This window comes from Burkholderia sp. Bmkn7 (assembly GCF_041103175.1).
In the GTDB taxonomy this organism is placed as follows: domain Bacteria; phylum Pseudomonadota; class Gammaproteobacteria; order Burkholderiales; family Burkholderiaceae; genus Burkholderia; species Burkholderia cepacia.
The window spans coordinates 1,332,262-1,352,129 of sequence record NZ_JBGCUH010000003.1 but is presented as its reverse complement, the minus strand read 5'-3'; the positions used below and the strand labels follow the sequence as shown (position 1 = coordinate 1,352,129).

The window sequence follows — 19,868 nt, the reverse complement described above, 5'->3', positions numbered from 1 at the left end:
AGTTGTCACGCGAACGGCAAACGTAGCGCGCAACGCGTGACTTGACGCTTAGTCGTTCTTCGTCTTGACGACTTTCTTGCCGCGGTAGTAGCCGTTCGGGCTGACGTGGTGACGCAGGTGCACTTCACCCGTGCTCGGCTCGACTGCCAGCGGCGCTGCCGTCAGGAAATCGTGCGAACGATGCATGCCGCGCTTCGACGGCGACTTCTTGTTTTGCTGGACTGCCATGACTAACTCCTAAATAATTTTCCGGATTCTAACACAGCCCGATCCGGCGCTTAACTACCCTGGCCCAAAGCCTTTACGCCTTCCCGCGCCACAACTGCTTAGTGTTTCTTGGTGCCGTCACCGCCCTTCTTCAGCGCTTCCAGCGCTGCGAACGGATTCGGCCGTTTGCCTTCGTCCCCGGCTTCGTCGGACTCCTCGTCCGTCTCTTCCGCGGGACCGCTCGCACCCGACACGAGGCTTTCGTGAACTGCCGGGCAAACCTCGTGCTTGGGCACGAGCGGCAACGAAAGCAGCAATTCCTCTTCGATCAAGTCGACGAGATCGAACTGGCGTGAGCCCACGATCACATCGGCTTCATCGTCGTCGAGCGGAAATTCTTCAGCTTCTTCTTCGGTCGCGACGACCCGGTACGTCATGTCGACGTCGAACGTCTGGTCGTACGGGGTCATGCAGCGCTGGCACGTGAGCCACGCGTGACCGTGCACCGCGAGGCGCAGATACGGCTGCTGCCCGTCGGCGCCGTCGTCCTGCAACTCCTTCTGGGTGAACCCTTCCGCCTGCCATGCGAAGACCGTGTCGCGATCTGGCGCGTCCGCAGGCACTTCGTTTAACATGCGCGGCAGTTGCGAGAGGCGCACCGCGCCTGCTGCCTGCCGCCCGCTGCGGGCGAACTCGAACAGGTCGACTGCATGCGGATCAAGTGGCGCCGCAGCAGGTTTGCCAGAAGAAGTGTTCATGTGCGCTCCTGCCTACAGGCTGACTTGCGGATCCGACTTGGTGCCGCTCGCGTACGGGTGACCGTACTTTACTTCCGAAGACCCGGCAGGCGCCACCACAACGGAAGCCTGCCGACGAAAAGCGGGAAAGCATACCTGTTTTACCTTTTTCAGTCAATCACTTAAGCTTGCGTCCGCAGCAACGCTGCGCAACACCCGACGACTCACCGATCCCACCGACCATGCCGGATACCGTTTGCCGCCCGCCGCGGCTGATTCTTGCCTCCAGTTCACGCTACCGCCGCGCGCTCCTCGAGCGCCTCGGCATCCCCTTCGACGTCGTGTCGCCCGACCTCGACGAAACCCCGCACGACGGCGAGACGCCGGCCGCGACCGCACTACGCCTTGCAGGCGCGAAAGCGCGCGCCGTCGCCGCGACGATCGACGCGCCGGACGGCGTGCTCGTGATCGGGTCCGACCAGGTCGCGACCTTCGACGGGCGCCAGATCGGCAAGCCCGGCACGCATGAGCGCGCGCTCGCGCAACTCGTGTCGATGCAGGGCCGCGAAGTCGAATTCCACAGCGCGCTCTGCCTGTATGACAGCCGCACGGGCGAAGCGCAGGTCGAGGACGTCGTCACGCGCGTGCGTTTCCGCTCGCTGCCCGAGGCCGAACTCGATGCGTACCTGCGCGCGGAAACGCCGTACGACGTCGCCGGCAGCGCCAAGTCGGAAGGGCTCGGCATCGCGCTGCTCGACGCGATCGACTCGGACGACCCGACCGCGCTCGTCGGCCTGCCGCTGATCGCGCTGACGCGGATGCTGCGCGCCGCCGAATATCCACTGTTTGCAACCACCCGTGGAGACCGCGCATGACGGCCGGCACGCTCTATCTCGTTCCGAACACGCTCGGCGAAGGCGACGAATCGATGCTCGCGGCGGTCCTGCCCGCGGCCGTGCAGGCACGCGCCGGCACGCTCGGCTATTACATCGGCGAGAACGCGAAGACGACGCGCGCGTTTCTGAAGAAGATCGGCACGACGCGCCCGATCCAGGAAATCGAGATCAGCGAACTGAACGTCAATACGCCGGCCGGCCAGATCGACCGGCTGCTCGCGCCCGTGCTGGCCGGCGCGGATGCCGGCCTCGTATCCGAAGCCGGCTGCCCGGCCGTCGCCGATCCCGGCGCCTTGCTGGTGCGCCGCGCACACGAGCGCGGCGTGAAGGTCGTGCCGCTCGTCGGGCCGAGCTCGATCCTGCTCGCGCTGATGGCATCGGGCCTGAATGGCCAAAGCTTCGCGTTCAACGGCTACCTGCCGGTCGACGCGGCTGCGCGCGCGAAACGCCTGCGCGAACTCGAGCAGCTGTCACGCAAGGCGCGCCAGACGCAGATCTTCATCGAAACGCCGTACCGGAATCAGGCGATGCTCGACACGCTCGTCGCGACCTGCGCACCGTCGACGCAGATCTGCGTCGCGGCCGACCTGACCCTCGCGACCGAGACGATCGCGAGCCGCACCGTGGCGGACTGGAAAAAAGCGCCTGCGCCGAATCTGCACAAGCGCCCTGCGATCTTCCTGCTGCTGGCGAACTGAAGCCGCGACCGGTGGCTGCCCGGCAGCCGATCGGCGGGCCATCGCGGCCCGCCCGCTTCCGTCAGCGCAGGCTGACCGCCGCGCCGCCGGCCGTCAGCGCCTTCATCGCGGCGCCGCCGACGGCCGCGCCGAACTTGCGCGCGACACGGTTCGTCAGGCTTTCCTTCACCGTATAGTCGACGAGATCGGGCGCCTTCAGCACGTCGCGCGCGACCGTGTCGGTCGTGCCGAAGCCGTCGGCGAGCCCGAGCTCGACGCTCTTCTCGCCGGTCCAGAACAGGCCCGAGAACATGTCGGGCGTCTCGTGCAGCCGCTTGCCGCGGCCATCCTTCACTGCCTTGATGAACTGCGCGTGCACCTGGTCGAGCAACGCCTGCGCATGCGCGTCCATCTTCGGCGTCTCCGGCGAGAACGGATCGTAGAAGCCCTTGTTTTCACCTGACGTATGCAGGCGCCGCTCGACGCCGAGCTTGCCCATCAGGCCGGTAAAGCCGAACCCGTCCATCAGCACGCCGATCGACCCGACGATGCTCGCCTTGTCGACGAAGATCTTGTCGGCAGCGGATGCGATGTAATAGCCGCCCGACGCACACATGTCGGTCACGACGACGTACAGCGGCTTGTCCGGATGCTTCGCGCGCAGCCGCCGGATCTCGTCGTAGACCATCCCGGCCTGCACCGGGCTGCCGCCCGGGCTGTTGATCCGCAGCACGACGCCGGCCGTACCGTCGTCGTCGAACGCGGCGTCGAGCGCCGTGTTGATGTCGTCGGCGTTCGCGTTGACGCCGGCGGCGATCTCGCCGTCGATCGTCACGAGCGCCGTATGCCGCCCGCTCGCCGAGAACTTCGCATCGCTCGAGAAATCGATCAGCGCGAACGCAAGCAGCACGAACACGCCGAGGAACGCGAAGCGGAAGAAGATCTTCCAGCGCCGTGCCGCGCGCTGCTCCTTGACGGCCGCAAGCGCGATCCGCTCGAGCGCCGCACGCTCCCAGTTCGGTTCACGGCTGTCGGGACGGGAGGAGGAATCCGGGGAATTCGGTTGGTCGGCCATGCGGTATTGTCGTCAGTCGGTCTTGGCGGAAACGGCGGGACGCAGGTCGGCGTCGGGCACCCAGAATACCGCACGCCCGTCGGCCGTGTCGCGCTCGTCGACCTCGACCGGCCGCAGCCGGCCGCCGCGGCACGGGCCGCCGACGCACTTGCCGGTGTTCGGCTCGTAGATCGCGCCATGCGTCGCGCACATCAGGTAGAGGCCCGACGATTCGAAGAACTGGCCTTCGGCCCAGTCGAGCTCCATCGGCACATGCGCGCAGCGGTTCAGGTAACCGTATGCGCGCCCCTCGTAGCGCACGAAGAACACGACGGCCTGCTCGCCGCGCAGCGTCGCGTCGACGCGCACGCCGGCACCGCCGTCGGCCAGGGCATCCGATGCACACACGCGCATCGCGTCCGGCGCCGCGCTCATGCGTGCTCCCGCAACCACGCGGCCAGCGCCTCGACGTCCGGCGCGACGAAGCGCGGCGTGAGCGCAGCCAGCGCATCGGCCGTGTGCGCGCCGTATGCGACACCGACGCCGGCCGCCCCGGCACTCGCGGCCATCTGCAGGTCGTGCGTCGTGTCGCCGATCATCACGGTGCGGGAAAGATCCTGCCCCAGTTCCCGGGACAACTCGTGCAGCATCGCCGGATGGGGTTTCGAGAAAGTCTCGTCCGCGCAGCGGGTCGCATCGAACAGGCTCGTCAGCTTCGACTGGTCGAGCACGCGATTCAACCCGACCCGGCCCTTGCCGGTTGCCACGGCGAGCAGATAACCGGTGTCGCGCAGCTCGGCGAGCAGTTCGCGCACGCCGGCGAACAGCTCGATGCGTTGGTCGTCGAGCAGATAGTGATAGCGGTAGCGCTCGGCGAGCCGCGAATAGTCGGACGGATCGAGGGTCGGAGCGGTAATCTGCAGCGCGTCGCGCAGGCCGAGGCCGATCACGTAGCGCGACGCCTCGTCGGACGGCGTGGGCAGGCCGAGATCGCGGCATGCGGCCTGGATGCTGTGCGCGATGTGCGCAGTCGAATCCATCAGCGTGCCGTCCCAGTCGAAGACGATCAGGTCAAATTGCTGTCGAGCCATGCGGTTCAGGTTCAGGCGGTATCGCGCAATGCGCTGAGTTGGTCGAGGAAGCGCCGGCATTCGTCCGGCAACGGCGCATCGAACTGCAGCGCCTCGCCGGTCAGCGGGTGGGCGAGCTTCAGCCGGTGCGCATGCAGGAACATCCGTTTCAGCGACGGCTGCGCATTCGCGCGCGCCAGCGCCTTGTTCAGTGCGAAATCGCCATACTTGGCGTCGCCGGCGATCGGCAGGCCGAGATGCGCGAGATGCACCCGGATCTGATGGGTCCGACCCGTTTTGAGTTCCGCTTCGACGAGCGCGTAGTCCGGCCAGCGGTCGACGAGGTTGAACACCGTATGCGACGGCAGCCCGTCGTCCTGCACCCGCACGCGGCGCTCGCCTTCCGGGGTCGAATACTTGAACAGCGGCGCCTTCACCGCGCGGCGGCGGCCCCAGTCGGGCTGCCATTCGCCGTGCACGCACGCGAAGTAGCGCTTGTCCATCCGGTTCTCGCGAATCTGCTCGTGCAGGCCGACGAGCGCCGTGCGCTTCTTCGCGAGCATCAGGATCCCGGACGTCTCGCGGTCGAGCCGGTGCACCAGTTCGAGGAATTTCGCGCGCGGGCGCGCCTGGCGCATCTGCTCGATCACGCCGAACGCGACGCCGCTGCCACCGTGAACCGCGACCCCCGCCGGCTTGTCGATGACGAGCATCGCGTCATCCTCGTACAGCACGTGGAAATTCGCGGGCGGCACGACGGGCGTGTCGGCGCGCGCGAGGTCGGCCGCCGCGACGCGCACCGGCGGCACGCGGACGAGGTCGCCCAGTTCGAGGCGGTACTGCGCATCGATCCGGCCCTTGTTGACGCGCACTTCGCCGCTGCGCAGGATCCGGTAAATATGGCTTTTCGGCACGCCTTTACAGACGCGCAACAGGAAGTTGTCGATCCGCTGACCGGCCGAGTTTTCGTCGATCTCGATCATCGATACCTGGCCGCTTGCGACCGAATTCTGGGATATTTTGCCTAACTCATTCATACTGAATATAATTTTGCCCAGCCTGACGTTGTGGGTGGCCTGATCGGCCGGCCCCGGCTGAATCGGGCAAGGCGCAAGCGCAAACCGCTATTTTACTTGCGCCGGGGGTCCGCTGCTCGCCCCTAATCAAAGAGATGCAGCAAGTTGCACGCACGGCGCCGCCCGTCGGCAAGGATCGCGCCCACAGGCGGATTCGGTCGGCAAGGCGCCGCGGTAACGGAAAGTTGGTTGAAAAGAATTTGATCGGCAGCCCGACGGCGCGAGGTGCGTCCGCAGGCTGCCGGTTGCGAAAATTACGGCGTTGCGCCCGATTTGGTTCCGCGAAGCGTGCGGGACTTGGCGACGTCAAACCAGGGAAGTACACCCCAAGCGGGAAAGTCGGGCTGGATTCGATACTCCCCGCTGCGGCCCAAGCCGCAGCATCTGCCGCCCGTCGGCGCGCGCGACGCATTGCGCGCGCCCGTGGCAATGCCCGGACAGGCTTAGCGCGCTTTTGCAGCGTGCGGTGTGTGAACGCCGTGCTTTGAAGCCGTATTCGCAGGTGCCCTACGGCCGCCGGCCCCGTCTTTCGGGGCCCAAGCGCCTCTTCAGGCAATTCTCCCCGCCATCGTTCCCGCTCCAGCGTGCTTGTGACAACACAACAAGGTGCGGCCTGCCGTCGTTCCCGCCCTCGCGACTGACAACCGCGAGGCGCCGGCAGCGGAGCCGCCTGGAGCCGTTCATGAAACGCATGCTGTTCAATGCGACGCAGCAGGAGGAGCTGCGCGTCGCCATCGTCGATGGGCAGAAGCTCATCGACATCGACATCGAAACCGCCGGGCGCGAACAGCGCAAAGGCAATATCTACAAAGGTGTCATCACCCGTATCGAGCCGTCGCTCGAAGCGTGCTTCGTCAATTACGGCGAAGACCGCCACGGGTTCCTGCCGTTCAAGGAAGTCGCCCGCCAGTACTTCAAGGAAGGCATCGACATGCGCTCCGCGCGCATCCAGGATGCACTGCGCGAAGGCCAGGAACTGATCGTCCAGGTCGAGAAGGAAGAGCGCGGCAACAAGGGCGCCGCCCTCACCACCTTCATCTCGCTCGCCGGCCGCTACCTGGTGCTGATGCCGAACAACCCGCGCGGCGGCGGCGTGTCGCGCCGGATCGAAGGCGACGAGCGTCAGGAACTGCGCGAAACGATGGCGCAACTGCAGATTCCGGACGGCATGAGCATGATCGCCCGTACCGCGGGCATCGGCCGCAGCGCCGAGGAACTGCAGTGGGACCTGAACTACCTGCTGCAACTGTGGCGCGCGATCGAAGCGGCGTCGCAAAGCGGCAACGCCGGCCAGCCGATGCTGATCTACCTGGAATCGAGCCTCGTGATCCGCGCGATCCGGGACTATTTCCAGCCCGATATCGGCGAAATCCTGATCGATACGAACGAGATCCACGATCAGGCCCGCGCATTCATGGATATCGTGATGCCGGACAACGTCGCGAAGGTGAAGCGCTACCACGACGACGTGCCGCTGTTCTCCCGCTTCCAGATCGAGCACCAGATCGAGACCGCGTACTCGCGTACGGTGCCGCTGCCGTCGGGCGGCGCGATCGTGATCGACCACACCGAAGCGCTCGTCGCGATCGACGTGAACTCGGCCCGCGCGACCAAGGGCGCGGACATCGAGGAAACGGCGACCCGCACGAACCTCGAAGCGGCCGACGAAGTCGCCCGCCAGCTCCGCCTGCGCGACCTCGGCGGCCTGATCGTGATCGATTTCATCGACATGGAATCGGCGAAGAGCCAGCGCGAAGTCGAGCAGCGCCTGAAAGACGCGCTCAAGCATGACCGCGCGCGCGTCCAGATGGGCAAGATCTCCCGTTTCGGCCTGATGGAACTGTCGCGCCAGCGCCTGCGTCCGGCCCTGTCGGAAGGCAGCCATGTGACCTGCCCGCGTTGTAACGGCACCGGCCACATCCGCGATACCGAATCGTCCGCGCTGCAGGTCCTGCGGATCATTCAGGAAGAAGCGATGAAGGAAAACACCGCGGCGATCCACTGCCAGGTGCCGGTCGAGGTGACCGCCTTCCTGCTCAACGAAAAGCGTCAGGAAATCAACAAGATCGAGTCGCGCTTCAAGGTCGGCATCGTGTTGATCCCGAACAAGCACCTCGATACGCCGCACTACAAGCTCGAGCGCCTGCGCCACGACGACGCGCGCCTCGACGATCCGCGCGCATCCTGGAAGATGGCCGAGGAAGCGGCCCGCGAACTCGAGTCGGAAACCGGCTACAGCAAGCGCGCGGCGGAAGTGAAGCCGAAGCAGGAAGCCGCGGTCAAGGGCATCACGCCCGAGCGTCCGGCACCGAGCCCGGCACCTCAGCGTCCGGTCGAACCCGTTGCCGCGCCCGCGCCCGTCGCGCCGGCAAGCGGCGGTTTCATCGGCTGGCTGAAGGGCCTGTTCGGCGTGGCACCGGCTCCGGCGCCCGCACCGGTCGCCCCGGCGCCGGCGAAGGAGCAGGCAGCCCGTCCGGCTCGCGGCGAACGCGCCGAGAAGTCCGAGCAACGCGGCGAACGCGGCGGCGATCGCAACCGCAACCGTCGCGGTGGCGCCCAGCAGGCACAAGGCGGACGCGACCAGGCTGCTGCAGGCCGCGGCCAGCAGCAACGCCAGGAACGCGAAGGCAAGGAAGTGCGTGAAGCACGTGAGCCGCGCGAGAACCGCGAACCGCGCGAGGGCCGTGAGCCGCGTGAAGGTCGCGAGATCCGCGAAGGCCGTGAGGGTCGCGAAGGTCGCGAGGGCCGTGGCCCGCGCGAAGGCCGCGAGCCGCGTGAAAGCCGCGAGCCGCGCGAGAACCGCGAACCGCGCGAGCGTGCCGAGCAGCCGGAAGGCGTCGAGGCCGCCGGCCGTGGCGAGCGCCAGGAACGTCGCGAGCGCGGCGAGCGCCGCAAGCCGACCCAGCATGCGGCTACGCTCGAAACGGTCAACCGTGGCGAAACGCATCCGGAACCGGAAGCCGACAAGGCCGTCGCCGAGGCCCTGCCCGGCGCCGAGCTGGCAGCCGACGCGGAAGCCGGCGCGCGTGATGGCGAGGAACGTCGCCGTCGCCGTCGCGGCCGCCGCGGCGGTCGCCGCGAGCGCGAGGAAGACGGCGCAGTCGTCGACCACGCCGAGCAAGGCGCAGATGGCGAAGCCGCCGTACAAGCCGTGACGCCGGAAGCACCGGCTGCTGCCGAACCGGCCCACACGGCCGCACCGGCAGTCGTCGTGGCCGCGGCTGCGGCAGGCGCCGTCGTCGCCGAAGCAGCGGTCGAGCGCCACGCCGAACCGGTCGCGCCGGCCGCTGTCGAGCCGCAGCCGGCATCGGTACACGTCGAAGCGGCTCCGGTCGAACCGGCGGTTGTTGCCCACGCGGCAGAACCGGCTCCGGTCGCACCGGCCGTCGAAACGGAAGCCGGTCCGGCTCCGGTCGCGGTTTCGCCGACGGACGCGTTCGAAGTGCCGGCAGCGCCTGCCGCGGTCGAAGCACCGCAGTCCGCGCCCGTCGAACAAGCCGCGCCGGCCGTGGCGATCGAAGCCGCTCCGGCGGCTGTCGAGCCGGCACCGGTCGAAGCTGCGCCGGTCGAGGCCGTCGCAGCACCGGCACCGGCACCGGTTTCCGCACAACCGGCAGCCGCGCCCGCTTCGGCGAGCCTGGATGTCGTGCTGGAGCAGGCCGGTCTCGTCTGGGTGAACACGGACGCCGACAAGTTCGCCGCCGCGCAGGAAGCCGCGTCGCGACTCCCGCGCCCGGCTCGCGTGCCGCGCGAACGCAAGGTACTGCCGCCGGTCGATACGGCCCCGATGCAGCAGGTCGAAACGACGCATCACTGACCGGCACATCGCCCGACCAGGAAAAGCCCGCCTCCGGCGGGCTTTTTCACGTCCGCGCTGCGGGTTTCCGCCCACCGGACCGGCCCGCCGCTTGCGGCTAAAATAGAGGTCTGGTTCGCACTTCTTTCAACATGTCCCGACGCATCATTCCTCTCGCCGACGTCAGCGGGATGCCGGACGTCTCCGGCGTCGCGCACGCCCCGGACGGCACGCTGGCCGACACGCTCGCCAGGCCGCTGCGCGACCTGCGCATTTCGGTGACGGATCGCTGCAACTTCCGCTGCGTGTACTGCATGCCGCGCGCCGTCTTCGACAAGGACTACCCGTTCCTGCCGCACAGCGCGCTGCTCACGCACGAGGAAATCGAACGCGTAGCGCGACTCTTTGTCGCACACGGCGTCGAGAAGATCCGCATCACGGGCGGCGAGCCGCTGCTGCGCAAGAATCTCGAATTCCTGATCGAACGCCTCGCACGTCTGACCACGCACGACGGCCGCCCGCTCGACCTGACGCTCACGACCAACGGTTCGCTGCTCGCCCGCAAGGCACGCGCGCTGAAGGACGCCGGGCTCACGCGCGTGACGGTCAGCCTCGACGCGCTCGACGATACGCTGTTCAAGCGCATGAACGATGCCGAGTTCGCAAGCGCCGACGTGCTCGACGGCATCTTCGCCGCCCAGGCCGCGGGCCTCGCGCCGGTCAAGGTCAACATGGTCGTGAAGCGCGGCACCAACGACAGCGAGATCCTGCCGATGGCGGAGCGTTTCCGCGGTACCGGCGTGATCCTGCGCTTCATCGAATACATGGACGTCGGTACGTCGAACGGCTGGAACATGACCGAGGTGCTGCCGTCGGCGGACGTCATCGCACGCATCGCCGAACACTTCCCGCTCGTGCCGCTCGAGCCGCACACGGCGGCAGAAACCGCGCAGCGCTGGGGCTATGCGGACGGCAGCGGCGAGCTCGGCGTGATTTCGAGCGTCACGCAGGCCTTCTGCGGCGACTGCACACGCGCGCGGCTGTCGACCGAAGGCAAGCTGTATCTGTGCCTGTTCGCGTCGACGGGCCACGACCTGCGCGCACTCGTGCGCGGCGGCGCGAGCGACGCCGAGATCGCGACCGCGATCGCCCGCATCTGGCAGGCCCGCACCGATCGTTATTCGCAGCTGCGCGGCAGCGCGTCTGCCGACACCGTGCCCGACGGCGCCGGCAAGCGTGTCGAGATGTCGTATATCGGCGGCTGACGCACGCTGCCCTTCCGCCTTCTCGCGATGCCCGCTTCCACCTCTCCCTCGATCGCCGGCCTGCTGCTCGCAGGCGGGCGGGCCACACGCATGGACGGCATCGACAAGGGCCTGCAGTTGCTCGACGGCACGCCGCTCGCGCTGCACGTGCTGCGCCGCCTCTCGCCACAGGTCGACGAAACGCTGATCAGCGCGAATCGCCATGCCGATCGTTATGCCGAACTCGGTGCGCCGTTCGACGCGCGCATCGTCGCGGACGAAACGCCCGACTTCCCCGGCCCGCTCGCGGGCCTGCTCGCCGGCATGCGGGCGGCACGCGCGCCGCTCGTCGCGTGTTCGCCATGCGATACGCCCTACCTGCCCGCCGACCTCGTCGCACGGCTGCACGCGGCGCTCGACGCGCAGCAGGCCGACATCGCCATGGCGGTGACCGTCGACGCGCAGCAGGCGCGCTCGCCGCAGCCGACGTTTGCGCTGCTGCGCACGTCGCTGGCCGACGATCTCGCCGCCCGGCTCGCGGCCGGCGACCGCAAGGTGCGTGCGTGGTACGCACGCCACAAGACGGTCGAAGTCGAGTTTCACGACGAGCGTGCGTTTTACAATGCCAACTCCTGGCAGGAACTCGCCGCGCTGGCCCGCCGCTGACGGCACTCGCGCGGTTCCCGCCCGCCGCACGCGAAACCCGCGCCCAGGCACCCTCCTCGCGCCACCGGCCACGAACCCGATACGCCTTGCGGCGCAGTCCGACTGATGATCACGCAATCCTCGCCCGCCTCCCGAAGCGCCCCCGATTCCGATGCCCCGCTGTCGCTCGCCGACGCGCAGGCACTCGCGTGCCGCTGTGCGGTGCCCGTCGCGGCGTGCGAGACGGTGGCGCTGCGCGATGCGCTCGACCGCGTGCTCGCGGCCGACGTGAACGCACCGTTCGACATTCCCGCGTACGACAACTCGGCGATGGACGGCTACGCGTTCGACGGCAGCACCTGCACGCACGCGGCGCCGCAAGCGGATGTCGCGCTGACGGTCGCCGGCACCGCGCTCGCCGGCCATCCGTTCGACGGCACCGTGGCGGCCGGATCATGCGTGCGCATCATGACGGGCGCGCCGATGCCGGCCGGATGCGACACGGTGATTCCGCAGGAAAGCGTGCGCGCCGACGGCGACACGATTCGCTTCGTCGCACATGACATCGCGCGCGGCGCGAACTGCCGCAAGGCCGGCGAGGATCTCGCGCGCGGCGCCTGCGCGCTCGCCGCGGGCCGCATCCTGCGACCGTCCGATCTCGGGCTGCTTGCGTCGTTCGGCATCACCGAGGTCACGGTGCGCCGGCGCGTGCGCGTCGCCGTGTTCTCCACCGGCGACGAACTGCGCGAGCCCGGCGAGCCCCTCGGCCCCGGCGCACTGTACGACAGCAATCGCGGGATGCTGATCGCGATGCTCGAACGACTGCATGTCGACGCGGTCGACCTCGGGATCGTCCGCGACGACCCGGCCGCGCTCGAAGCCGCATTGCGCGACGCCGTCGCCGCGCAGGCCGACGCGGTGATCACGTCCGGCGGCGTATCGGTCGGCGAAGCCGATTTCACGCGCGACGTGATGGCACGGCTCGGCGACGTGACGTTCGCCAGCCTCGCGCTGCGTCCCGGCCGGCCGCTCGCGTGCGGCACCCTCGCACGCGCGCCCGGTGACACCGGTCACGCGCTGTTCTTCGGCCTGCCCGGCAATCCGGTCGCGTCCGCCGTGACGTTCTACGCGATCGTGCGCCCCGCACTGCTGACGCTGGCCGGCGCGCAGGCCCAGCCGCCGGCGATGCATACGGCACTCAGCACGCATGCGCTGAAGACGCGCCCAGGCCGCACCGACTACCTGCGCGGCACCGCGACACGCGCCGCCGACGGCCGCTGGCACGTCGCACCCGCCGGCTCGCAGAGTTCCGCGTCGCTGAGCGGCCTCTCGGCCGCCAACTGTTTCATCGTCCTGGGCCACGATACCGCAGCAGTCGACGCGGGCACCCCGGTCGACATCCTGCCGTTCGACGGCCTGATCTGAATTCCACTATCGGTATATCTCTACGGGGGCAATCCGCACATGAAGAAACAAATTTCGTCGATCGCCGCGGGGCAGACCGCAAAGGCGCTGATCCTCGTCTACCTGACGTTCAGCGTGCCGATCGTGCTGCTCGGCATTCTCGTCGCCTACGTTCGTTACGGGATGGTCGAACTGAGCACGATCCTGAGCGCGCTGCTGCTGAACGCCATCCTCGGCTTCGTGTTGCTGTGGATCGCGTGCCACGCGTACAACTGGGTCGCATCGCGCTTCGGCGGCATCGAGATCGTGCTGTCCGATCCGCCGGAGGAAGCGTGAGCGGCACACCGCTGATCCGCGCAGCGCAAGCGAGCGACGTCGGGGCGATCCTCGCGCTGATGCGCGAGCTCGCCGAATTCGAGAAGCTCACGCATCTGTTCGTGGCAACCGAGGCCGACCTCGCCGACGCGCTGTTCGGCGCGCGGCCTGCCGCCGAAGCGCGGGTGGCAGAACACGACGGCGCGATCGTCGCGTATGCGCTGTTCTTCCACAATTACTCGACGTTCCTCGGCCGTCGTGGCCTCTATCTCGAGGATCTGTACGTGCAGCCGTCGCAACGCGGCACGGGCCTCGGCACCGCGATGCTGCGTCACCTCGCGGCCCTGGCCGTCGAGCGCCGTTGCGGGCGCTTCGAATGGTCGGTTCTCGACTGGAACCAGCCTGCGATCGATTTCTACGAGAAGATGGGCGCCACCGTGCTGCCCGACTGGCGCATCGTTCGCGTGACGGGCGACGCGCTGGACACGCTCGCCGGGCATTGAGCGCATCGCGGCCGCACCGGCAATCGCTGCATGAAAAAACGGGCGCCGCGGCGCCCGTTTTCGTTCCGGCCGGTATCGGCAACGCGCGTCACGCGTCGTCCGCATCGGCGCCGTCGCTACCTTCCGCACCGAGCAGCCCGGCCGCCGCGTCGCCCGGCAGCGCCTCGACCTGCTTCAGCTTGCGGTTCATCACGCGCGTACGCTGCTCGGCGGACTCGATCGAGCGCGTGACCGTTTCGAGCTGCGCCTTCGTGCGCGCGAGCACGTCGCCGAACTTGCCGAATTCCGTTTTTACCGCGCCGAGCACCTGCCACACCTCGCTCGACCGCTGCTCGATCGCGAGCGTGCGGAAACCCATCTGCAGGCTGTTCAACAGTGCGGTGAGCGTCGTCGGGCCGGCCACCGTCACGCGATAGTCGCGCTGCAGCAGATCGGTCAGCCCCGGGCGACGCAGGATCTCCGCATAGAGCCCTTCGGTCGGCAGGAACAGCAGCGCGAAATCGGTCGTGTGCGGCGGCGCGACGTACTTCTCGGCGATCGTGCGCGCCTCGAGCCGCACACGCGCTTCGAGCGCGCGGGCCGCTTCCTCGACCGCCGCCGCATCGGCGCGCTCCTGCGCGTCGATCAGCCGCTCGTAATCCTCGCGCGGGAATTTCGCGTCGATCGGCAGCCACACGGGCGGCGCGTCGCGCGTACCGGCATCGCGCCCCGGCAGCCGGATCGCGAACTCGACGCGCTCGCTGCTCTTCGGCACCGTCGCGACGTTCTTCGCGTACTGCTCGGGCGTCAGCATCTGCTCGAGCAGCGCCTCGAGCTGCACTTCGCCCCAGGTGCCGCGCGTCTTCACGTTGGTCAGCACTTTCTTCAGATCGCCGACGCCCGCCGCGAGCGTCTGCATCTCGCCGAGCCCGCGATGCACCTGCTCGAGCCGGTCCGACACGAGCTTGAACGATTCGCCGAGCCGCTGCTCGAGCGTCGCGTGCAGTTTCTCGTCGACGGTGCGGCGCATCTCCTCGAGCTTCGCCGCGTTGTTCGTCTCGATTTCCTTCAGCCGCTGTTCGAGCGTCGCGCGCACTTCGCCGATCCGGCGATCGTTCGCCTCGGTCAGCTGCGTGAGCTGCCGGTTCAACGTGTCGCCGAACAGCCTGAGCGCGCCCGTCTGCTCCTCGCGCGCCTGCTGTGCCTGACGCTGCAAACTCTCGCGCATCGCGTCGAACTGCTGCGCGTTGCCGGCGACGAGCTTGCCGAGCTGCTGGGCGAAGCCTTCGACCTGGTTGTTCTGCACGGTCGCCACGCTCGTCAGCTGCGCGGCGAGCGTCTGCTGAAGCTGCGCAAAACTGCCGGCCAGCTCGGTGCGCGAGCCGCGCGCGTTCTCGACGATCTCGCCGCGCAATTCGCGTTCGAGCCGCTCGACCGCGCGCGCCTGCGCGTGCGCGGCGTCCTCGATCTGGTCGCCCAGTATCGCCGTATCGTCGTGACGGCCAGCGCCACGCATGAGCGCGACGATCGCCACCGCGAGCGCGACGGCCAGCACGACGACCGCCGCAAGCAACAACGTCATCGTCATGCGCGCGGCTTCCCGATCACGTCAGGGTTGATCGGATTCGGCGGGCGCCCCGCGCGCGGCCCCTCGCCCAGCGCGGCGATCAGGTTGTCGGCGGCGAGGTTCGCCATCGCGCGGCGCGTTTTTTCTGTCGCGCTCGCGATATGCGGCGTCAGCACGACGTTCGGCACCTCGAGCAGCGCCGGATGCACCGTCGGCTCGCCTTCGTACACGTCGAGGCCGGCGGCGGCGATCGTCCCGTCGCGCAGCGCGACGGCCAGCGCCGCGTCGTCGACGATCCCGCCGCGCGCGATATTGGTCAGCGTCGCGGTGGGCTTCATCTTCGCGAGTTCGGCCGCGCCGATCGTATGGTGGTTTTCCTGCGTGTACGGCAGCACGAGCACGACGTGATCGGCGCGCGCGAGCAGCGCATCCTTCGATACGTATTCGGCGTTCAGCTCGGCCTCGATCTCGGGCGCGACACGCGACCGGTTGTGATAGATCACCTGCATCCCGAAGCCGCGCGCGCGGCGCGCGAGCGCCTGGCCGATGCGCCCCATTCCGATCACGCCGAGCGTCGAGCCGTAGATGTCGCTGCCGAGGAACCCGTCGTAAGCCCACTTCTGCCAGTGGCCGGCGCGCAGCCAGTGCTCGGATTCGGCGATCCGGCGAGCGGCGGCCATCATCAGCGCCCAGCCGAAATCGGCGGTGGACTCGTTCAGCACGTCGGGCGTGTTGGTGCCGAGCACGTTCGCCGCGTTGAACGCAGCCATGTCGAAGTTGTTGTAGCCGACCGCCATGTTCGCCACGACGCGCAGGCGCGGCGCCGCGGCGAACTCGGCCGCGCCGACCGGATCGCCGGCCGTCAACGCGCCGTCCTTGTCGGCCAGACGCGCGGCGAGCGCGCCGGGCGCGAGTGCGTCGCCGTTGTTCCAGTCGACGTCGAAATATTGCTTGAGCCGCTCGATCACGTCCGGAAAGATCGGACGCGCGACCAGGATCTTCTGCATCGCCATCTCCGCATGCCGCGGGCGGATCGAAGCGCGCCGTGCGCCGCCGGGACCGCCCGCTCAAGGTTGAAAATCGTCAGCTTACGCCGTGAAGAAAAGCCATGACGTCAGCAGGAATACCGGTATCAGTACGACCAGCGCCCAGCCGAGATACGCGAAGAAGCTCGGCATCTTCACGCCGCGCGATTCGGCGATCGCCTTCACCATGAAGTTGGGTGCGTTGCCGATATAGCTGTTCGCGCCCATGAACACCGCACCCGCGGAAATCGCGGCGAGCGTCGACGCGCCGGTCGTCATCAACGACTGGGCATCGCCGCCCGCGAGGTTGAAGAACACGAGATAGGTCGGCGCGTTGTCGAGGAACGACGACAGGATGCCCGTCGCCCAGAAGTACATCGCGTCGATCGGCTTGCCGTCCGGCCCTGTGACGAGATGGACGATCTGCGCGAACGCGCCGTCGGCGCCGGCGCGCAGGATCACGATCACCGGCGCGATCGTCACGAAGATCCCCGCGAACAGCTTCGCGACTTCCTCGATCGGCGCCCAGTTGAACGCGTTGCCCTCGCGCGCGGAACGCGGCGTCAGCGCGAGCGACGCGAGCGTCACGCCCACGAGCGCGACGTCGCGCACGAGGTTCTGCAGCGCGACGTGCGTGCCCCATACGTCGAACGCGATACCCGGCTTCCAGATGCCGCTCATCAGCACGAGCGCAACCACGGCCGCGAGCAGCACGAAGTTGATCTTCCCGTCGATCGACAGCGCCGCGCCGTCCGGCGTCGGGTCGAGCACGGCCGGCCGCTCCTCGCCGCCCTTCCGGTAGAAGTACGTATCGAGCACGAAGAACAGTGTCAGCAGCACCGCGCAGATGAACAGCATCGGCAGTGCGAGGTGCGTGGTCGTCCAGAAGAAGCTCACGCCGTTCAGGAAACCGAGAAACAGCGGCGGATCGCCGAGCGGCGACAGCGAGCCGCCCGCGTTCGCGACTAGGAAGATGAAGAAGATCACGACGTGCACGACATGCTTGCGGTTATCGTTGGCGCGCAGCAGCGGCCGGATCAGCAGCATCGCGGCGCCCGTCGTGCCCATCACGCTCGCGAGCAGCGTACCGAGCGCGAGGATCGCGGTATTGAGCTTCGGCGATCCATGCAGATTGCCGTTCACGCAGATGCCGCCCGCGACCGTATAGAGCGCGGTGAGCAGCACGATGAACGGAATGTATTCCTCGAGCAGCGCATGCACGAGCGTGCCGAACGCAGTGCCCGCACCGAACGCGAATCCGAACGGGATCAGGAACACCACCGCCCACGCGGCCGCAATCTTGCCGAAATGGTGATGCCAGAAGACGGGGGCGACGAGCGGGAACAGTGCGATGGACAGCAGGATTCCGGCGAACGGAATGCCCCAGAGGGCAGACAGCGAGGCACCGTCGAGCGTTGCGGCCGATGCAAGCGCGGGAACGGCGCCAAGCGCGATCCCCGACGCCATGCCCGCCCAGGCGGCATGTCGTTTCATGCAGAACTTCCTTGTTCGAATGGTGGTGAATGCGGCGGGCGCGTCATGCGCCCCGTACGACGATCACGTGAACGCGGTACGGGCCGTGCGCGCCCAGTACGATGGTCTGCTCGATATCGCCCGTGCGCGACGGGCCCGACACGAAATTGACCGCACGCGGCAATTCGCCGCGCTCCGCGCGGATCAACGCAAAGGCGTCCTCATGACCGGCGACGATCCGCGACGCGGGAACGATCGCGATGTGCGTTTCCGGCAGCAGGGCCGCCGACGCATAGGTGTCGGGGCCGGACAGCAGCACCAGCGAGCCCGTTTCGGCGGTCGCGCAAAAACAGCCGGTAAGGCCGACCAGATCGCCGTCGCGCGGCTTGCGGCATTCGACCGACAGGCCTGCGCCCGCCCAGTCGAAATCGGCCAGCGTGCGCCATGCGACGGCCTGCGTCGGCAGGCCGTGAGCGGACAGGTAGCGGGCTGCGGCGGCCGGCACATCGGCAAGCGCCGCGACTTCGTCGACCGTCGTCGACAGACGGGCCGCTTCGTCGACGAACGCCGCGACGAGGTCGGCCGGCGCCGGCGGGCGCGGGCCCTCCGGATGACGGGCGAGATAGTCGGCAACGCCGTCGCGCTCGGCCGCATCGGGTTCGGCCGCACGCCCCTGCGCCGCGCGAATGCGCGCGAGGATCTGGCGACGGGCAGCGGAAGTGTCCATGAACGGTCCTCGTGACGTTGGCGGGCGATACCGTCGGATTATACCGGCCGGCCTCGCCGCGACGCAGTTTTGGCCGTTCGACCGACGCTTACTTCGACGCGTCTTCCTCGACCGGCTGCGCGATGCCGAACACCTGGCGCAGGTACGTGAGATACGCCTTGTCGTCGCACATGCTCTTGCCCGGCGTATCCGACAGTTTCGCGACCGGCTGCCCGTTGCAGCGAACCATCTTGATCACGATCTGCAGCGGCACGTAGCCGAGGTCGTTCGTGAGGTTGGTGCCGACGCCGAATGCGAGCTTGCAGCGGCCGCGGAACCGTTCGTACAACTGCATGACCTTCGGGATGTCGAGCGCATCCGAGAACACGAGCACCTTGGTGCGCGGGTCGCAGCGGTTCGCCTCGTAGTGGCGCAGCATGCGCTCGCCCCACTCGAACGGATCGCCCGAATCGTGGCGCGCGCCGTCGAACAGCTTGCAGAAGTACATGTCGAAGTCGTTCAGGAACGCGTCCATCCCGTAGACGTCCGACAGCGCGATCCCGAGGTCGCCGCGATACTCCTTCGCCCACATCTCGAAGCCGTAGATCTGCGAATCGCGCAGCCGCGGGCCGAGCGCCTGGCACGCCTGCAGATACTCGTGCGCCATCGTACCGAGCGGCGTGATGCCGTGCTTCATCGCGTACAGCACGTTGCTCGTGCCGGCGAACTGCGGGCCGAGCCCGTCGCGCAGCGTGAGGGCGACTTCCTCGTGCCACACCTTCGAGAAGCGCCGGCGCGTGCCGTAGTCGGCGATCTTGCAGTCGGCGAACTCGGGCTTCGCGCCGAGCAGCTTGATCTTCTCGCACAGCCGCTCGCGACCTTCGCGATAGTCGGGCTCGCGCTGCGTGTTGCGGAAATAGACTTCGTTGACGATCGCGAGCACCGGGATCTCGAACAGGATCGTGTGCAGCCACGGCCCCTCGATCACGATGTCGATCTCGCCGTTGCCCTTCGGCGACGGCGTGATCGAGATGTACTTCTCGTTCAGGTGGAACAGCGCGAGGAAGTCGACGAAATCGCTCTTGATGAAGCGCATGCGCCGCAGGTAGTCGAGTTCGACGTCGGTGAAGCGCAGCGAACACAGGCCGCGCACCTCGTCGCGGATCTCGTCGATGTACGGCACGAGATCGACGCCGGGCGTACGGCACCGGAAGCGGTACTCGACGTTTGCGGCAGGAAAGTGATGCAGGACGACCTGCATCATCGTGAACTTGTAGAGATCCGTGTCGAGCAGCGAAGTGATGATCATGATTACGGCACCGCCAGTATCGTGACAGGGCCCCGGCGCACCGCGCGCCGCCCGGTCTGCCGGCCATGTTACCCGAATGCGGGCCCGACCATCGCGAAACCGCCCGCCGCCCTGCCCGGCCGCGCCGCCGTGCGGCACACGCGCCCCGTCGGCGAGTCCCTTCTGCGGGCCGCCATAAACTAATC

The 19,868-nt window shown here is 67.9% G+C and carries 19 protein-coding genes; 8 read left to right on the top strand and 11 right to left on the bottom strand.

Annotated features, from left to right (window positions below):
* Nucleotides 1–48 precede the first annotated feature (48 nt).
* Complete coding sequence (gene rpmF, locus AB3K92_RS27815; RefSeq protein WP_006051932.1) at nucleotides 49–228, bottom strand: 50S ribosomal protein L32; 180 nt, start codon at nucleotides 226–228, stop codon at nucleotides 49–51.
* Nucleotides 229–326: 98 nt separating this feature from the next.
* Nucleotides 327–965, bottom strand: a complete 639-nt coding sequence (locus AB3K92_RS27810) for a DUF177 domain-containing protein (protein WP_369466238.1) — start codon at nucleotides 963–965, stop codon at nucleotides 327–329.
* 221 nt (nucleotides 966–1,186) lie between these two features.
* Here AB3K92_RS27810 and AB3K92_RS27805 point away from each other — a divergent pair, with 221 nt between their 5' ends.
* Both AB3K92_RS27805 and AB3K92_RS27800 read left to right on the top strand, forming a co-directional pair.
* Nucleotides 1,187–1,819, top strand: a complete 633-nt coding sequence (locus AB3K92_RS27805; RefSeq protein ID WP_369466237.1) for a Maf-like protein — start codon at nucleotides 1,187–1,189, stop codon at nucleotides 1,817–1,819.
* A complete protein-coding gene (locus tag AB3K92_RS27800) occupies nucleotides 1,816–2,538 on the top strand; it encodes an SAM-dependent methyltransferase (RefSeq protein WP_048249558.1) in 723 nt (240 codons plus the stop codon). Before AB3K92_RS27805 ends, AB3K92_RS27800 begins: the two co-directional genes overlap by 4 nt.
* A gap of 61 nt (nucleotides 2,539–2,599) precedes the next feature.
* Here AB3K92_RS27800 and AB3K92_RS27795 read toward each other — a convergent pair whose 3' ends face one another.
* From AB3K92_RS27795 to AB3K92_RS27780, 4 genes are read right to left on the bottom strand one after another with little or no spacing between them, the layout of a single operon-like run.
* Nucleotides 2,600–3,592, bottom strand: coding sequence for a S49 family peptidase (locus AB3K92_RS27795; protein WP_021159703.1), 993 nt, complete (start codon nucleotides 3,590–3,592; stop codon nucleotides 2,600–2,602).
* Between the two features lie 12 nt (nucleotides 3,593–3,604).
* Nucleotides 3,605–4,006 (bottom strand): Rieske 2Fe-2S domain-containing protein, encoded by a 402-nt coding sequence (locus AB3K92_RS27790; RefSeq protein WP_048022961.1) that lies wholly within the window; start codon nucleotides 4,004–4,006, stop codon nucleotides 3,605–3,607.
* Nucleotides 4,003–4,662 (bottom strand): HAD-IA family hydrolase, encoded by a 660-nt coding sequence (locus AB3K92_RS27785; RefSeq protein ID WP_027788016.1) that lies wholly within the window; start codon nucleotides 4,660–4,662, stop codon nucleotides 4,003–4,005. Before AB3K92_RS27785 ends, AB3K92_RS27790 begins: the two co-directional genes overlap by 4 nt.
* 11 nt (nucleotides 4,663–4,673) lie before the next feature.
* Nucleotides 4,674–5,678, bottom strand: a complete 1,005-nt coding sequence (locus tag AB3K92_RS27780) for an RluA family pseudouridine synthase (protein WP_059589887.1) — start codon at nucleotides 5,676–5,678, stop codon at nucleotides 4,674–4,676.
* 721 nt (nucleotides 5,679–6,399) lie between these two features.
* On the opposite strand from AB3K92_RS27780, the gene AB3K92_RS27775 reads away from it, so the two are divergent.
* From AB3K92_RS27775 to AB3K92_RS27750, 6 genes are all read left to right on the top strand, one after another.
* Complete coding sequence (locus AB3K92_RS27775; RefSeq protein WP_369466236.1) at nucleotides 6,400–9,534, top strand: Rne/Rng family ribonuclease; 3,135 nt, start codon at nucleotides 6,400–6,402, stop codon at nucleotides 9,532–9,534.
* Nucleotides 9,535–9,665: 131 nt separating this feature from the next.
* Nucleotides 9,666–10,778 carry a GTP 3',8-cyclase MoaA gene (moaA, locus tag AB3K92_RS27770; protein WP_021159709.1) on the top strand — a complete coding sequence of 371 codons (1,113 nt, stop codon included), beginning with the start codon at nucleotides 9,666–9,668 and terminating at the stop codon, nucleotides 10,776–10,778.
* A gap of 27 nt (nucleotides 10,779–10,805) precedes the next feature.
* Entirely contained in the window at nucleotides 10,806–11,423 is a 618-nt protein-coding gene (mobA, locus tag AB3K92_RS27765) for a molybdenum cofactor guanylyltransferase MobA (protein WP_369466235.1), read from the top strand.
* Nucleotides 11,424–11,528: 105 nt separating this feature from the next.
* On the top strand, nucleotides 11,529–12,827 hold the full coding sequence (gene glp / locus AB3K92_RS27760) for a gephyrin-like molybdotransferase Glp (protein WP_369466234.1): 1,299 nt from the start codon (nucleotides 11,529–11,531) through the stop codon (nucleotides 12,825–12,827).
* A 39-nt stretch (nucleotides 12,828–12,866) separates the two neighbouring features.
* On the top strand, nucleotides 12,867–13,142 hold the full coding sequence (locus AB3K92_RS27755; protein WP_006401288.1) for a hypothetical protein: 276 nt from the start codon (nucleotides 12,867–12,869) through the stop codon (nucleotides 13,140–13,142).
* A complete protein-coding gene (locus tag AB3K92_RS27750) occupies nucleotides 13,139–13,624 on the top strand; it encodes a GNAT family N-acetyltransferase (protein WP_027788021.1) in 486 nt (161 codons plus the stop codon). The genes AB3K92_RS27755 and AB3K92_RS27750 overlap by 4 nt, the downstream gene beginning before the upstream one ends.
* Nucleotides 13,625–13,712: 88 nt before the next feature.
* Here AB3K92_RS27750 and rmuC read toward each other — a convergent pair whose 3' ends face one another.
* The 5 genes from rmuC to pncB form a co-directional block, all read right to left on the bottom strand.
* The gene (gene rmuC / locus AB3K92_RS27745; RefSeq protein WP_059589881.1) at nucleotides 13,713–15,191 is read right to left on the bottom strand and encodes a DNA recombination protein RmuC; all 1,479 of its coding nucleotides are present in this window, start codon (nucleotides 15,189–15,191) and stop codon (nucleotides 13,713–13,715) included.
* Nucleotides 15,188–16,177, bottom strand: a complete 990-nt coding sequence (locus AB3K92_RS27740; RefSeq protein WP_059590137.1) for a D-glycerate dehydrogenase — start codon at nucleotides 16,175–16,177, stop codon at nucleotides 15,188–15,190. Before AB3K92_RS27740 ends, rmuC begins: the two co-directional genes overlap by 4 nt.
* A gap of 81 nt (nucleotides 16,178–16,258) precedes the next feature.
* Nucleotides 16,259–17,689: a sodium:proton antiporter gene (locus tag AB3K92_RS27735; protein ID WP_021159715.1), complete on the bottom strand. Its 1,431-nt coding sequence runs from the start codon at nucleotides 17,687–17,689 to the stop codon at nucleotides 16,259–16,261.
* Between the two features lie 43 nt (nucleotides 17,690–17,732).
* Nucleotides 17,733–18,395 (bottom strand): lactate utilization protein C, encoded by a 663-nt coding sequence (locus tag AB3K92_RS27730; RefSeq protein WP_059649268.1) that lies wholly within the window; start codon nucleotides 18,393–18,395, stop codon nucleotides 17,733–17,735.
* A gap of 88 nt (nucleotides 18,396–18,483) precedes the next feature.
* A complete protein-coding gene (pncB, locus tag AB3K92_RS27725) occupies nucleotides 18,484–19,683 on the bottom strand; it encodes a nicotinate phosphoribosyltransferase (RefSeq protein WP_048022948.1) in 1,200 nt (399 codons plus the stop codon).
* Nucleotides 19,684–19,868: the final 185 nt, after the last annotated feature.